Source organism: Actinomycetospora sp. ABD4_176 (assembly GCF_056311855.1).
On sequence record NZ_CM149974.1, the window covers coordinates 3,269,448 to 3,282,611 of the forward strand.

Below are 13,164 nucleotides of genomic sequence, written 5' to 3' on the forward strand. Positions count from 1 at the left end.
GGTCGGTCACGGAGCCTCCCGTCGCAGGTGGGTGTCGAAGAACTGCAGGATGCGCCGCCAGGCGTCCTCGGCCGACGGGCGGTGCAGGCCGAGCCCGAACACCGCGAGCGGCGCGGGCATCGGCTCGAGGAAGCTGTGGTTCGCGTCCGGGTAGGTCGTGACGTCGTGCTCGACGCCCAGCGCGGTGAGCGCCTGCTCCAGACGTTCGGGATGCCCGCGCAGCGACGGGTCCCGGCCGCCGAAGCTCGCGACGACCGGGCAGATGCCGGCGAGCGCGCGCTCCGCGTCGTCGGGGACCCGGCCGTAGTTCGGGGCGGCGGCGGCGTAGTCGTGCCGGGCCGCGGAGATCAGCGCGAAGCCGCCGCCCTGGCAGAAGCCGATGACCCCGACCCGCCCGGTGCAGTTCTCCCGCCCGGCGAGCCAGGTGCGCGCGGCCTCGATGTCGTCGAAGACCGGGCCGGTGCCGGTGGTCATCGACTTCATGGTCGCCGCGATGCAGCGCGGCCCGCCGCCGCGCGCGGTGTAGAGGGCCGGCGCCACCGCGAGGTAGCCCGCCGCGGCCAGGCGCTCGGTGTGGTCGCGCAGCGTCCCGCGCAGGCCGAAGGCGTCCTGGAGCACGACCACGCCCGGGAACGGGCCGTCCCCCACCGGGGGCTCGGCGAGGAACGCGGACTGGTGGCTGCCCGCGGAGGCGGGGATGTGCAGGTCGGGCACGTGGGCACCCCAGACGGTTCGGCGCTGCTGGACGGCCGAGCCTCGCCGGAGCGGTGGTCCGCGGCCATCGCGGGTACGCCCATCCTATGGACATCAAGTACACCGCCGAGGCCGTCTCGTCCGGTGACGCGCGCAACGGGCACGTCCGCAGCTCGGACGGTGTCATCGACCAGGACATGACGATGCCGCAGGAGCTCGGCGGGCCGGGCGGGGGCACCAACCCCGAGCAGCTCTTCGCCGCCGGGTACGCCGCCTGCTTCCACCAGGCGCTCAAGCTCGCGGGCGGGCAGTCGAACGTCGACACGGACTCCACCAGCGTCGAGGCGAAGGTCGGCATCGGCCCGGACGCCGAGAGCTTCGGGCTCCAGGTGTGGATCACCGCCACGATCCCCGGCACCGACCAGGACACCGCCGACCAGCTCGTCGCCCGCGCCCACGAGCTCTGCCCGTACTCGAAGGCCACCCGCGACAACATCGGGGTGGAGGTCACAGCCAAGGTCTAGCGGAGATCCGGAGCCGATGGGCCACGCTCGGGGGCTGTGCGCCTCCCCCTCGGTCTCCGCGTCGTGGGCACGACCCGCCGTCTGCTCGGCGGGTCGGTCGCCCACCTCGACCCCGCCGACGTCCCCGCGGCCCGGGAGGCCGTGCTGCGCCTGCAGCACGGCCCGCTCGGCCGGGCGGTGCTCGGCACCCCGCCGCGCGACGTCGCCGTCGAGGAGACGGTGCTGCCGACCGCGTCGGTGCCCGCGGGCCTGACGGTGCGCGTCTACCGGCCGCCGTCGACCGCGGCGCCGGCGCCGGCGGTCGTCAACTTCCACGGCGGCGGGTTCGTGCAGGGCGACCTCGACCAGTCCGAGTGGTTCTGCGCCCACGTCGCGCGGGCGGCCGCGGCGGTCGTGGTGTCGGTGGACTACCGCCTCGCCCCCGAGCACCGCTTCCCGGTGCCCGCGCAGGACGCCTACGAGGCCGTCGAGGCGCTCGCCGCCGCCCCCGGACGCGTCGGGATCGACCCCACGCGGATCGCGGTGATGGGCGACAGCGCCGGCGGCAACCTCGCCACCGTCGCCTGCCTCATGGCCCGCGACCGACGCCGCGAGGGGCACCCCGGGGAGCCACCCGCGCCGGCGATCGCGGCGCAGGTGCTCGTCTACCCGGGGGTCGAGATGGTCGACGTGCTGCCCTCGGAGCGGGCGATCCCGGTGGCACCGATCCTCGCCGCCGCCGACATCCGCGGCTTCCACGCCCTCTACCTCGGCGACGCCGACGGCACCCACCCCTACGCCTCGCCGCTGCGCGCCGACCTGCGCGGGCTCCCGCCGGCCCTGGTGCAGACCGCCGAGCACGACCCGCTGCGCGACCACGGCGAGCGCTACGCCGAGGCGCTCGACGCCGCCGACGTCCCGGTGCGCCACACCCGCTACCTCGGTGCCGCCCACGGCTACGTCGCCACCGGCGGCCTGACCCCACGCACCTCGCTCCAGGCGGTCGCGGAGATCGGGGCGTTCCTTCGCGCCATGTGAGCACTTTCCGGGCCTATGGCCCCGGAAAGTGCTCACACAACGTCGGGGGCCGGAGCTCGACGGGGCGGCGCTACCGTGGAGGGCCGCGACCCGGAAGGACCCCTCCATGCCCGCACCGCGGACCCCGTCCGCCCGTCCCCGCCGCGGCGTCCTCGCCGCCCTCCTGACCGGCCTGCTCGCATTGTCGGCGCTGCTCGTCACCGCCGGCACCGCGAGCGCCCACGACGTCGTCACCGGCAGCGATCCGGCCGACGGCGCCACCGTTCCCACCGCGCCGACCAGCGTCTCGGTGACCTTCAGCGACGAACCGCAGGGCAACCTGTCCACGCTGACCGTCGTCGGCCCCGACGGCGCCCACCACGAGGCGGGCCCGACCACCACGCGGGGCGAGGTCGTCTCCGTGCCGGTGGGCCCGCTGCCGCAGGCCGGCCAGTACGAGATCGGCTACCGGATCATCTCGAGCGACGGCCACCCGACGACCGGCTCGGTCTCCTTCGAGCTGACGACCCCGTCGGCGGCTCCTGCGGGGACCGCGGCGGCCGCGCCGGGTGCCGCCGGGACGGGCCAGCCCGGCCAGTCCGGCCACGCCGGCCACGAGGCCGCCCCGCCGTCGCCCGCCGCGGCGGCCGGGCCCGACGACGGCGGCGGCGGTGTGCCCGCCTGGGTGTTCGTCGTCATCGCGGTGGTCGTCGTGGGCGGTGCGGTCGCGCTGGTGCTGCGGCGCCGGGCCTGACGCCCGGCCCGGGGTCCGGGCGGGCGAGGGGCACCCCCCTCGGGTGCCCCTCGCCGCCACGCCCGGCCACGACCCTCGGGTCGGGCCCGGGAGGACTCCGGGGTCCTACTCGACGGGGTCCTACTCGACGATCTGGACCCGGTCGTTCGGGTTCAGGTGCTCGAAGAACCGCTTCGCGTCCTCCTGGCCGAGGCGCACGCAACCGGCCGACTCGCGGTCGGTGCTGCCGCCGTGGAAGGCGCGCCCCTCGTTGTCGAAGAAGACCGCGTACGGCATCGGCGAGCCCTCGTACTCCTGGCTCACGTGGTGCCGTTCCTTGCGCTGGATGATGTAGTCACCGGTCGGGGTCTCGTGGCCCTCGGCGCCGTGGCTGTTGCGCACCGGCCCGTGGACGACGTTGCCCTGGCCGTCGAGCAGCCAGGCGCGGTTCTCCGACAGGTCGACGCACGCCTTGATCCGCGCGTCGGTGCACGGCGTGCCGTCGACACCGCCGACGCCACCCGCCGGCGCCGCGACGGCCACACCGCCGAGCTGGAGCGCCCCGAGACCGATCGTGGCCACCGAGACCGCGATCCGACCGGACGGCATCCCGCGCCGCGTCCCCCTGCGATGCCTGCCCGCCATGCGCCCTGCCCCTCGATCGCGTCGCGCGGCTCCCACACCGCGCGATCCGACCGGCACAACGAGACAGTCACGACGGGGTCACGGACTGTTTCCGGTGGTTCGGAGCACGTCACCGGAACCGGTTCGGCGCACAACCACTGTGGGTTCCGCGCGTCGTCGACACAGCGCGTTCACCGCGAGGCGACGGTCACCCACTCGATGCGGCCGCGCGGACGAAGGCGTCGAAGACTTGATCGCTGAACAGGATGAACCGTGCCTCGCGCACGGCACTGTCGGTGATGCGCACGGTGGTGACGGCGATCCGGGCGGCGTCGTCGAGCGGCCACCCGTACACGCCCGCCGACACGGCGGGGAACGCGACCGTCCGCGCGCCGACCTCGTCGGCCACCCGCAGCGACTCGCGGTAGGCCGAGGCAAGGAGCTCCGAGCGGTCCTCGCCCTTCGCGTACACGGGGCCGACGGTGTGGATCACCCAGCGGGCCGGCAGCCGCCCCGCGGTCGTGGCGACGGCCTGCCCCGTCGGCAGGCCGTCGGGCAGGGTCGTGCGCCGCAGCTCGCGGCACGCCTCGAGGATCTCCGGTCCGCCGGCGCGGTGGATGGCGCCGTCGACGCCGCCGCCCCCGAGGAGCCCGGAGTTCGCGGCGTTGACGACGGCGTCGACCTCTGCGGTCGTGATGTCGCCCCGGTGCAACGTGACCTCCGACGTGCCCATGTGCGCCAGGTACCCGCCGTGACGGCGGGTCACGACCGCGCACCTGACACCATCGCGGCGTGAGCGACACGCGCATCGAGGTCACCGACACCGTCGACGCCCCCGTCGAGCGGGTCTTCGCCCTGCTCGCCGACCCCGACCGGCACCCCGACCTCGACGGCAGCGGCACGGTCCACGCCTCGCACACCCACCTCGCGATCACGGAGGTCGGCGAGGTGTTCGTCATCGAGATGGACCACCCCGAGCGCGGGCGCTACCGGGTCGAGAACCACGTGGTGCGCTACGAGGAGGACCGCGCGCTGGCCTGGGCGCCGGCGAAGCCCGGCACCGCGCCGTCGGGCCACGTGTGGGGCTGGGAGCTGGCGTCGGACGGCGACGACCGGACCGTCGTGACCCACTACCACGACTGGGCGGACCTCACCGACCCCGCGATCCTCGGGCGCGTCCGCGAGGTCACGGCCGACGAGATGCGCGCGACCACCGGGAACCTGGCCGCCGCCCTGGCCTGAGGTGCGCTGCGCGCTCGTGAGCAGAACGAGGTGCTGGAGCACTTCGTTCTGCTCACCTGCCCGGAGGGCACAGGGCGTCGAAGTCAGCGCCGGGCGGGGCCTCGAGGTCGTGGCGGGTGCCGTCGGGGCCGGTGAAGCCCAGGCGCCAGGCGTGCAGGCCGGTGCGCGTGGCCGGGTTCTTCTCGAACAGCGGGTCGCCGACGAGGGCGTGGCCGATCCAGGCGAGGTGGACGCGGATCTGGTGGCGGCGTCCGGTCGCCGGCGTCACCGCGAGCAGAGTCCGGTCCTCGCCGCGGCGGAGCACCTCGAACGTCGTCGTCGACGGGTAGACGTCGCCGGGCAGGACCGCGTCGTCGGGTACCGACCACGCCCCGTCGGCGCACGTGATCGCCTCGCGGGGCGCGGCGATCCGCACCCGGTTCTTGCGGCCCACCGACAGCGGGAGCTCGATCGTGCCCCGCTCGGGCAGCCCGGTCCCGGACGCGACGGCCAGGTAGGTCTTGGCGACGGTGCGGTCGGCGAACTGGCGGGTGAGGTCGCCGTGCGTCCCGAGCCGGCGCGCGAAGAGCACGATCCCGGAGGTGACCTTGTCGATGCGGTGGGCGGGCCACAGCGTCTCCCCGGCGTCGCGGGCGAGGCGGACGAGGTCGGTGTCGTGGCGCTCGCCCATCACCGACCAGCCGGCCGGCTTGTCGAGGACGAGCAGGTCGTCGTCACGGAGCAGCTCGCGACCCGCCCGGACCTCGTCCCAGGAGCTCACGTCTCGTCGAGGCCGAGCGCGTCCAGCAGGGTGCGCAGCTTGACCCCGGTCTCGGCGAGCTCGTCGGCCGGGCGGGACGCGGGCACGATCCCCGCGCCCGCCCACAGCCGCACGCGGTCGCCCTCGACCTCGCCGCAGCGCAGCGCCATGACCCACTCGCCGTCGCCGCGGGCGTCGGTCCAGCCGACGGCGCCGGTGTAGAAGCCGCGGTCGAACGGCTCGATCTCGGTGATCGCGGCGTGGGCGGCCGCGCGGGGCACCCCGCAGACCGCCGGCGTCGGGTGCAGGGCCTGAGCCAGGTGCAGCGCCGACGCGTCGCGGGCGGTGGCGCGGGCCCGCACGGTGGTGGACAGGTGCCACAGGGTCGGGGTGCGGACCAGCGACGGCGCGTCGGGCACCTCGAGGTCGTCGACGAGGGGACGCAGCCGCTCGGCGACGTCGGCGACGACCAGCGCGTGCTCGTGGCGGTCCTTCGCCGAGGCGAGCAGGGCCTCGCCGCGGCGGCGGTCCTCCTCGGGGTCCCGCGACCGCGCCGCCGAGCCGGCGAGGGGGTTCGCGGTGACCGTCGTGCCGCGCTTCGCGAGCAGCAGCTCCGGGCTGGCGCCGAGCAGCGTGCGCGGCGTGCCCGCGCTCCCGGGCGGCAGGTCGACGGCGAAGAGGTAGCTGCGCGGGTCGCGGCGGGCCAGCTCGCGCAGCATCGGCACGGCGTCGACCGGCCCGTCGGCCCCGTCCGCCACGACCTCGAGCACCCGGGCGAGCACCACCTTGTCCAGCCCGCCGGCCGCCATGCGCGCCAGCGCCTCGCCGACCATCGCCTCGTAGGCCTCCGGGGCGGGGACCGGGCGGGCGGTGCCGGCGACGGGCGAGGTGCCGGGGCCGGCGACGAGGACCGCGCCGAGGGGGTCGGCGCGCTCGACGTGCTCGGGGACGACGAGGTGCGCGTCGGCGGCCGGGTCGAAGGGCAGCGCGCCGACGGCCACGGCCCGGTCGGGGAGCTCGGGGAGGTCGGCGAGGTCGCGCAGCCGGCGCAGGACCGCGTCGGCGTCGCCGGAGGGCAGGTGGGCGAGGACGCCGCGGGTGCGCAGCGACCCGGTGGGCCCGGAGAACCAGGAGCCGCTGCCGGGCGTCCAGGAGCGGAGCAGCCGCACCGGGTCGGCGACGCCGAGCGGCGCGCGCGGAGCCGGGCTGGTGCTCGTCACGTCTGGCTCCCCGTCTGTGCCTGGGCGTGCCGCCCTCGGTGGCATCGTGGTCCACGGTCCCGGACGGTGCCCGTTCGGGCCCGTCCGGGATGTCCCGGTCACCGTCCACCCTCCGCTCGCTCCGACGGACGGTCCAGCCGGGGAGGGCGTGACACGCCGCACCGTCATACTCTGGGTACGTGACGACGAGGACCACCGACGAGGCGGACCCGCGCACCGCGCCGTCGCCCCTGCCGCGCTGGCGGGCCGACCTGCGCCTGGGCTCGCGGATCGTCGCGATGCGCGCGGGTGGCCTCGCCCTGGCGGTGCGCGGCGACCCCGTCGCCCGCCTCATGCACAAGCCCTGGCGCCTCGACCCGTATCCCACCTACGCGCGCGTCCGGGCCGCCGGCGCCGCGTCCGGCGGCGTGGCGCGCAGCCGCACCGGCATCCGCGCCGTCGCCACCCACGAGGCCTGCACGGCCGTGCTGCGCGACCGCCGTTTCGGTGTGCGGCTCGCGGACGGGCGGATGCCGTTCGACCCGACCGACGGGGCGAGCACCGCCTCGAGTCACGACCCGACCGACCCCGGCACCGCGCTCATCGAGCCCATCGACCTCTCCCTGCTGGGTCTCGACGCCCCCGACCACACCCGGCTGCGCCGCCTCGCCCAGCCGACGTTCGCGCCGAAGCGCCTCGCGCAGTACCGCGAGACCGCCCGCGCCGTCACCGGCCGGCTGCTCGACGCGGCACCGACGGACGCGCCGTTCGACCTGGTCGGCGCGCTCGCCGCGCCGCTGCCGATCAGCGTCATCTCCGAGCTGCTCGCCATCCCCGACGTCGACACCCCCCGGTTCGCCGCCTGGGGCCGCGTGGTCGGCGCCGCGCTCGACGGCGTCCGCTCGGTGCGCCACGCCCACGCCCTGTCGCGGGCGACCGCGGACCTGCGCGCCCTGTTCGCCGACCTCGTCGAGCGCCGCCGTGCCGACCCCGGCGAGGACGTCATCTCCCAGCTCGTGCACGCGCTCGACGAGGGGACGCTGACCCTCGACGAGCTCGTGTCGCTGGCGCAGCTGCTGCTCATCGCGGGGTTCGAGACGACGACCAACCTCGTCGGCAACGCCGTGCGCGCGCTGCACACCTCGGGCACGTGGGACGACCTCGTCGCCGACCCGGGCCTCGCGGCGGGCGTGGTCGAGGAGACGCTGCGGTGGGACCCGCCGGTCCAGCTCACGGCCCGCTTCGCGCACGACGACGTCGAGCTCGGCGGGCAGCGGCTGCGCCGCGACACCGGGGTGCTCGTGCTGCTCGCGAGCGCCGGCCGCGACCCCGCCGCGCACCCGGATCCCGACCGCTTCGACCCGCACCGCGAGCAGGTCACGACCCACCTCGCGTTCTCCGGCGGCGCGCACTACTGCCTCGGCGCGGCGCTGGCGCGCATAGAGGGCGAGGTGGCCCTGGAGATGCTCGCGCAGCGCCTCCCCCGCCTGCGGCCGGCGGGCCGGTTCGTCCCCCGCGTCGCGACCGTCCTGCGCGGGCCGCGGCGCTTCGGGGTCCGCGCCGACTGATCGCGCGCTACCGTCCGCGGCGTGCCCGAGCTGCCCTCGATCTCCCACGTCGCGCTGTCGGTGACCGACCTCGCGACCAGCCTGCCCTGGTACCAGCGGCTGTTCGGCGTCGAGCCGGCGATGACGCTGGCCGACGGCCCGTTCGAGCGGAAGGTGTTCGCCCTGGCCGGCGGGCAGCTCTTCGGGCTCACCGCCCACGAGGGCGCCCGCTCCGGCGACCGCTTCGACGTCGTCGCCCCCGGTCTCGACCACGTCGGCTTCGCCTGCGCCGACCGGGCCGAGGTCGCCGCCTGGCAGACCCACCTCGACCTCATCGGCGTCGTGCACGGCGGCGTCGTCGAGGCCGACTACGGCTGGGCGCTGTCGTTCAGCGACCCCGACGGCAACGCGCTGGAGTTCTTCGCCCTCGCGTCCTGAACCGGACGACCACGACACGACTCCCGGCCACACCCTCTCTTCGGCCAGTCCTCGGTTGTCGCAGGACTAGTGCCACAAGGCTTCACCTGCGCCACACTCGGGTCGACGCCACCCGCCCGGGTGGTCCGCCGGATCGGGGGTGACGCGTGGAGCCGCACACCGGGCTCGTCGCCATGCACATGAGCGACGGGATCGTCGACGCGCCGACGTCGGTGATCTTCGGGATCGTCGCCGTCCTCGGCCTCGCCGTGTGCGTCGCGCGCGCCCGGCGCGACCTCGACGACCGCACCGCGCCGATGGCCGGGCTCGTCGCGGCCTTCGTCTTCGCCGTCCAGATGCTGAACTTCCCGATCCTGCCCGGGGTCAGCGGGCACCTGCTGGGCGGCGCGCTCTGCGCGATCCTCGTCGGGCCCTGGGTCGGCGCGATCTGCGTGTCGATCGTGCTGCTGCTCCAGGCGCTGCTCTTCGCCGACGGCGGGCTCTCCGCCCTCGGCCTGAACATCACCAACATGGCGCTGATCGGCACCTTCGTCGGCTACGGCGTGGCGGTGGCGATGCGCCGGGTCGCGACGCGCAGCCGCGGCGGCCTCGTGCTCACCGCGTTCGTCGCGGCCTGGGTGAACACGGTCGCCGCGTCGCTGGGCTTCGTCCTCGAGTACGCGATCGGCGGCGAGGGCCTCGCGCTCGGCACGGTGTTCGGGCTGATGGCGGGCTTCCACGCGCTGATCGGGATCGGCGAGGGCGTCATCACCGCGCTCACCGTCGGCGCCGTCGCGTCCGTGCGCCCCGACCTCGTCTACCTGACGCGCTCGGCCGCGCCGTCGCTGACGATCAAGGGAGTGGGAGCGTGAAGAAGCTGCCGCTGGCGTTCTACGCCGGCTTCCTCGTCGTCGCCCTGCTGCTCGCCGGCGTGGTGTCCTACGCCGCGAGCGGCAGCCCCGACGGCCTGGACGCGGTGACCCAGACCGGGTGCGAGCTCGACGAGTCCGGCGAGCCCGTGGGCGGGCAGTGCATCGCCCAGAACGCCGGCGAGCACGCCACCGGCTCCAGCCCGCTCGCCGACTACACCGTCGGCGGCTCCGAGGGCACGACCGGCCTCGCGGGCGTCATCGGGGTGGTGCTGACGCTGGTCGTGGCGGGCGGGCTGTTCTGGGTCCTGCGCCGGCGGGGCTCGCGCGACGAGACCCCCAGCCGGGTCGAGTAGCGGTGGCCGCCGGGCACGCGCACCCGCTCTACCGCGCCGGCGACTCGGTCGTCCACCGGCTGCCCGCGCACGTCAAGATCGTGGTCGCGTTCCTGTTCGTGCTCGCGGTGGTGGCGACACCGAGGGAGGCGTTCGCGGTGTTCGGGCTGCAGTTCCTGCTGCTCGTGGGCGTGTGGGTCGCCGCGCGCATCCCGCCCGGCTGGCTCGCGGCGCGCGCGCTGATCGAGGCGCCGTTCGTCGTCCTCGCGGTGCTCCTGCCGTTCTCCGCCGGCGGCCCGCGGGTCGAGTGGTGGGGGATGTCGCTCGCCGTCGACGGGCTGCTCGCGGGCTGGAACATCCTGGTCAAGGGCACCCTGGGCGTGCTGGTCTCGGTGACGCTCGCCGCGACCACCCCGCTGCGCGACCTCGTCTCCGGGCTCTCCCGGCTGCGGGTGCCCTCGATGGTGTGCGTGATCGCGACGCTGATGCTGCGCTACCTCGAGGTGATCGTCGCCGAGGCCCGGCGGATGCGCCTGGCCCGCATCTCCCGCGGCCACGACCCGCGCTTCGCCTGGCAGCTCGGGGCCACCGTGCGCTCGGTGGGCGCGCTGTTCCTGCGCTCCTACGAGCGGGGCGAGCGCGTGCACCTGGCGATGCTGTCGCGCGGCTACACCGGCACCATGCCCGCCTTCACCACCGCACCGGCCTCGACGGCGACGTGGTCGGTGGCGCTGGTGCCCGCGGTCGCCGCCGCCCTGCTGGCGGTGTCCGGATACTGGGCCTGGTGACAGCCAGCCTCGAGGTCTCCGGCCTGGCCTTCGCCTACCCCGACGGCCACCAGGCCCTCTTCGGCGTGGACCTGCGCATCGAGCGCGGCGAGCGCGTGGCGCTGCTGGGGCCCAACGGCGCGGGCAAGACGACGCTCGTGCTGCACCTCAACGGCGTGCACCGTGCCGGGGCGGGCGCGGTGCGGGTGGGCGGGCTCGAGGTCACACGCGAGAACCTCCAGGAGATCCGCCGGCGGGTCGGGATCGTCTTCCAGGACCCCGACGACCAGCTGTTCATGCCCACCGTCGCCGACGACGTCGCGTTCGGGCCCGCGAACTTCGGGGTCGCCGAGCCGGAGCTCTCGCTGCGGGTCAAGGAGGCGCTCGACGCGGTCGGGGTCGCCGAGCTCGCCGACCGCTCGCCCATGCACCTCTCCGGCGGGCAGCGCCGCCGCGCCGCGCTGGCGACGGTGCTGGCGTGCGACCCGGAGATCCTGGTGCTCGACGAGCCGTCCACCCACCTCGACCCGGTCGCGCGCCGCGAGCTCGCCGAGGTGCTGCTCGGGCTGGACCGGACGATGCTCATGGTCACCCACGACCTGCCCTACGCCCTGCAGCTCTGCCCGCGCTCGGTGGTGATCGACGGCGGTGTGGTGGTCGCCGACGCCCCGACCCGCGAGCTCCTCGCCGACGCGGACTTCCTCGCCGCTCACCGCCTCGAGCTCCCGTTCGGGTTCGCGCCGGGCTGAGCGCGTGCCACGCTCGCGCGCATGGACCTCGACGACTTCCGCGAGCGGGCCGCCGGCGAGAGCTTCCTGGTCGTCGTGTCGACGGCCCGGGCGGACGGGTCGATCCAGTCGAGCGTCGTCAACGCCGGCGTCATGGACCACCCGGTGCACGGCACGCCGATCCTGGCGCTGGTGGCGGCGGGCGGGTCGGTGAAGCTCGCGAACCTGCGGGCGCGGCCGTGGATGACGGTCACCGTGCGCTCCGGCTGGCGCTGGACGACCGTCGAGGGCGGCGCCGAGATCGCGGGCCCGGACGACCCGCTGCGCGGTGTCGACGACATCCCCGCCCTGCTGCGCGAGGTCTTCGTCGCCGCCGGGGGCCAGCACGACGACTGGATCGCCTACGACGAGACGATGGCCCGCGAGCGCCGGGCCGCGGTGCTCGTCACCCCGAGCCGCGTGTACGGCGTCTAGGAGCGCACCAGGTGTAGGCCAGCACCTCGTCGGGGCCCAGCCGCCGCCAGCGCTCCCGCAGGTCCCGGAGATCGGTGAGCGCGACGCCGACCTGCTCGACGGTGAACGGCGCGCGGCCGGTCTCCGTGATCCCCCATGCCTCGTCGAGGGCCGTGGCGACGGCCGGGGCGCGGCGGTCGATCCCCTGCGCGAGCACGCCCACGACGACCTCCGCCAGCCGCAGGTCGCGGGCATGGTCCCGACGCACCCCGCCGGACACCTGCTGCCGGTCGTGGCGCGGCTTCCCGCCGGTGATCTCCAGGCTGTCGAACAGCGCGCCCGCGCGGATCGAGCCCCAGAGCCCACGCTCCATGCCGAGTGCGCGCTCGCCGAGGAGGTGGACGGCGTCGTGCGGCACCGTGCCGGTGCGGTCGTAGGAGCGCAGGCGCAGCCGCAGGCCGTCCCCGCGGTCGATGTCCGCGAGAGACCCGCCGTCGGGGCGCCGGGTGAACGCGACGTGCACGCCGCCATCGGACCACGGGCGCGGGGCGGACCTCACTCCGTTTCCGGGTCCTGCGGGGCGCCGGAGTACGCGGCGAGCATCCGCACCACGTGGCCCTCGACGGCGTCGCGACCCAGGCCGAGCCCGGTCAGGGTGCCGGCGCCGTCCTCCTGCTCGAGCAGCGCGAGCAGGATGTGCTCGGTGCCGACGTAGTGGTGGCCGAGGCGCAGGGCCTGGCGGAACGTCAGCTCCAGCGCCTTCTTGCTGGCCGCGTCGAACGGGATGAGCGCCCCGATCTCCGTGGCCCGCGGCGGGAGGGTGCCGACGAGCGTGCGGCGCACCGTCTCCGGTGACACGTCGAGGGCCGTCATCGTCAGGACGGCCAGCGACTCGGGCTCGTGGAGCAGCCCGAGCGCCAGGTGGGCCGGCGTGATCTCGGCGTGGTGCGACCGGCGGGCCTCCTCCTGCGCGGCGACGACGACGTTGCGCGCCCGCGGCGTGAAGCGCCCGAAGCCCTCCTCCATGTCGATGTCGCCGGTCGCGCCCTTGGGCACGAACCGCTTCTGGGCGGCCTGCTTGGTGACGCCCATGCGCCTGCCGATCTCGGTCCACGACGCCCCGGAGCGCCGGGCCTGGTCGACGAAGTGGCCGATGAGGTGGTCGGCGACCTCGCCGAGGTGCTCCGCGGCGAGCACGGCGTCCTGGAGCTGCTCGAGGGTGTCGGCGTGGACCGAGGTGATCGCGTTGATGAGGTCGTCGAGGCGGACAGGGGTCGGAGGCGTAGCGGCCATGCGTC

18 protein-coding genes are annotated in these 13,164 nt (G+C 75.5%); 11 read left to right on the plus strand and 7 right to left on the minus strand.

Features of this window, described 5'->3' with window-relative positions; translation table 11 throughout:
• Window positions 1–6 precede the first annotated feature (6 nt).
• Window positions 7–714 (minus strand): dienelactone hydrolase family protein, encoded by a 708-nt coding sequence (locus tag ACYX4T_RS15800; protein WP_476010246.1) that lies wholly within the window; start codon window positions 712–714, stop codon window positions 7–9.
• 86 nt (window positions 715–800) lie between these two features.
• Between ACYX4T_RS15800 and ACYX4T_RS15805 the strand changes: the two genes are divergently transcribed.
• From ACYX4T_RS15805 to ACYX4T_RS15815, 3 genes are all read left to right on the plus strand, one after another.
• The gene (locus tag ACYX4T_RS15805; protein WP_476010247.1) at window positions 801–1,217 is read left to right on the plus strand and encodes an organic hydroperoxide resistance protein; all 417 of its coding nucleotides are present in this window, start codon (window positions 801–803) and stop codon (window positions 1,215–1,217) included.
• A gap of 36 nt (window positions 1,218–1,253) precedes the next feature.
• Window positions 1,254–2,234 (plus strand): alpha/beta hydrolase, encoded by a 981-nt coding sequence (locus ACYX4T_RS15810; RefSeq protein ID WP_476010248.1) that lies wholly within the window; start codon window positions 1,254–1,256, stop codon window positions 2,232–2,234.
• A gap of 106 nt (window positions 2,235–2,340) precedes the next feature.
• A complete protein-coding gene (locus tag ACYX4T_RS15815) occupies window positions 2,341–2,967 on the plus strand; it encodes a copper resistance CopC family protein (RefSeq protein WP_476010249.1) in 627 nt (208 codons plus the stop codon).
• 120 nt (window positions 2,968–3,087) lie between these two features.
• Here the strand turns inward: ACYX4T_RS15815 and ACYX4T_RS15820 are convergent, their stop codons facing one another.
• Together ACYX4T_RS15820 and ACYX4T_RS15825 are read right to left on the minus strand one after the other, a co-directional pair.
• Window positions 3,088–3,555, minus strand: a complete 468-nt coding sequence (locus ACYX4T_RS15820) for a L,D-transpeptidase (protein WP_476010250.1) — start codon at window positions 3,553–3,555, stop codon at window positions 3,088–3,090.
• Between the two features lie 223 nt (window positions 3,556–3,778).
• On the minus strand, window positions 3,779–4,303 hold the full coding sequence (locus ACYX4T_RS15825; RefSeq protein ID WP_476015292.1) for an O-acetyl-ADP-ribose deacetylase: 525 nt from the start codon (window positions 4,301–4,303) through the stop codon (window positions 3,779–3,781).
• A 59-nt stretch (window positions 4,304–4,362) separates the two neighbouring features.
• On the opposite strand from ACYX4T_RS15825, the gene ACYX4T_RS15830 reads away from it, so the two are divergent.
• The gene (locus ACYX4T_RS15830) at window positions 4,363–4,812 is read left to right on the plus strand and encodes an SRPBCC family protein (protein ID WP_476010251.1); all 450 of its coding nucleotides are present in this window, start codon (window positions 4,363–4,365) and stop codon (window positions 4,810–4,812) included.
• 52 nt (window positions 4,813–4,864) lie between these two features.
• Here ACYX4T_RS15830 and ACYX4T_RS15835 read toward each other — a convergent pair whose 3' ends face one another.
• Entirely contained in the window at window positions 4,865–5,572 is a 708-nt protein-coding gene (locus ACYX4T_RS15835; protein WP_476010252.1) for an RluA family pseudouridine synthase, read from the minus strand.
• Window positions 5,569–6,771: an isochorismate synthase gene (locus ACYX4T_RS15840; protein ID WP_476010253.1), complete on the minus strand. Its 1,203-nt coding sequence runs from the start codon at window positions 6,769–6,771 to the stop codon at window positions 5,569–5,571. Before ACYX4T_RS15840 ends, ACYX4T_RS15835 begins: the two co-directional genes overlap by 4 nt.
• A gap of 179 nt (window positions 6,772–6,950) precedes the next feature.
• Here ACYX4T_RS15840 and ACYX4T_RS15845 point away from each other — a divergent pair, with 179 nt between their 5' ends.
• From ACYX4T_RS15845 to ACYX4T_RS15875, 7 genes are all read left to right on the plus strand, one after another.
• Window positions 6,951–8,318 (plus strand): cytochrome P450, encoded by a 1,368-nt coding sequence (locus ACYX4T_RS15845; RefSeq protein WP_476010254.1) that lies wholly within the window; start codon window positions 6,951–6,953, stop codon window positions 8,316–8,318.
• A gap of 21 nt (window positions 8,319–8,339) precedes the next feature.
• Complete coding sequence (locus tag ACYX4T_RS15850; RefSeq protein ID WP_476010255.1) at window positions 8,340–8,735, plus strand: VOC family protein; 396 nt, start codon at window positions 8,340–8,342, stop codon at window positions 8,733–8,735.
• Between the two features lie 173 nt (window positions 8,736–8,908).
• Window positions 8,909–9,586 carry an energy-coupling factor ABC transporter permease gene (locus ACYX4T_RS15855; protein WP_476015293.1) on the plus strand — a complete coding sequence of 226 codons (678 nt, stop codon included), beginning with the start codon at window positions 8,909–8,911 and terminating at the stop codon, window positions 9,584–9,586.
• Complete coding sequence (locus tag ACYX4T_RS15860; protein ID WP_476010256.1) at window positions 9,583–9,939, plus strand: PDGLE domain-containing protein; 357 nt, start codon at window positions 9,583–9,585, stop codon at window positions 9,937–9,939. Before ACYX4T_RS15855 ends, ACYX4T_RS15860 begins: the two co-directional genes overlap by 4 nt.
• Before the next feature lie 2 nt (window positions 9,940–9,941).
• On the plus strand, window positions 9,942–10,706 hold the full coding sequence (gene cbiQ / locus ACYX4T_RS15865; RefSeq protein ID WP_476010257.1) for a cobalt ECF transporter T component CbiQ: 765 nt from the start codon (window positions 9,942–9,944) through the stop codon (window positions 10,704–10,706).
• On the plus strand, window positions 10,703–11,434 hold the full coding sequence (locus tag ACYX4T_RS15870) for an energy-coupling factor ABC transporter ATP-binding protein (RefSeq protein ID WP_476010258.1): 732 nt from the start codon (window positions 10,703–10,705) through the stop codon (window positions 11,432–11,434). Before cbiQ ends, ACYX4T_RS15870 begins: the two co-directional genes overlap by 4 nt.
• A gap of 21 nt (window positions 11,435–11,455) precedes the next feature.
• Window positions 11,456–11,887, plus strand: a complete 432-nt coding sequence (locus ACYX4T_RS15875; protein ID WP_476010259.1) for a TIGR03618 family F420-dependent PPOX class oxidoreductase — start codon at window positions 11,456–11,458, stop codon at window positions 11,885–11,887.
• On the opposite strand, the gene ACYX4T_RS15880 is transcribed toward ACYX4T_RS15875, so the two are convergent.
• Both ACYX4T_RS15880 and ACYX4T_RS15885 read right to left on the minus strand, forming a co-directional pair.
• Window positions 11,859–12,389, minus strand: a complete 531-nt coding sequence (locus ACYX4T_RS15880; RefSeq protein ID WP_476010260.1) for a hypothetical protein — start codon at window positions 12,387–12,389, stop codon at window positions 11,859–11,861. The genes ACYX4T_RS15875 and ACYX4T_RS15880 overlap by 29 nt on opposite strands.
• Window positions 12,390–12,421: 32 nt before the next feature.
• Window positions 12,422–13,159: a Clp protease N-terminal domain-containing protein gene (locus tag ACYX4T_RS15885; protein ID WP_476010261.1), complete on the minus strand. Its 738-nt coding sequence runs from the start codon at window positions 13,157–13,159 to the stop codon at window positions 12,422–12,424.
• Between the last annotated feature and the right edge of the window lie 5 nt (window positions 13,160–13,164).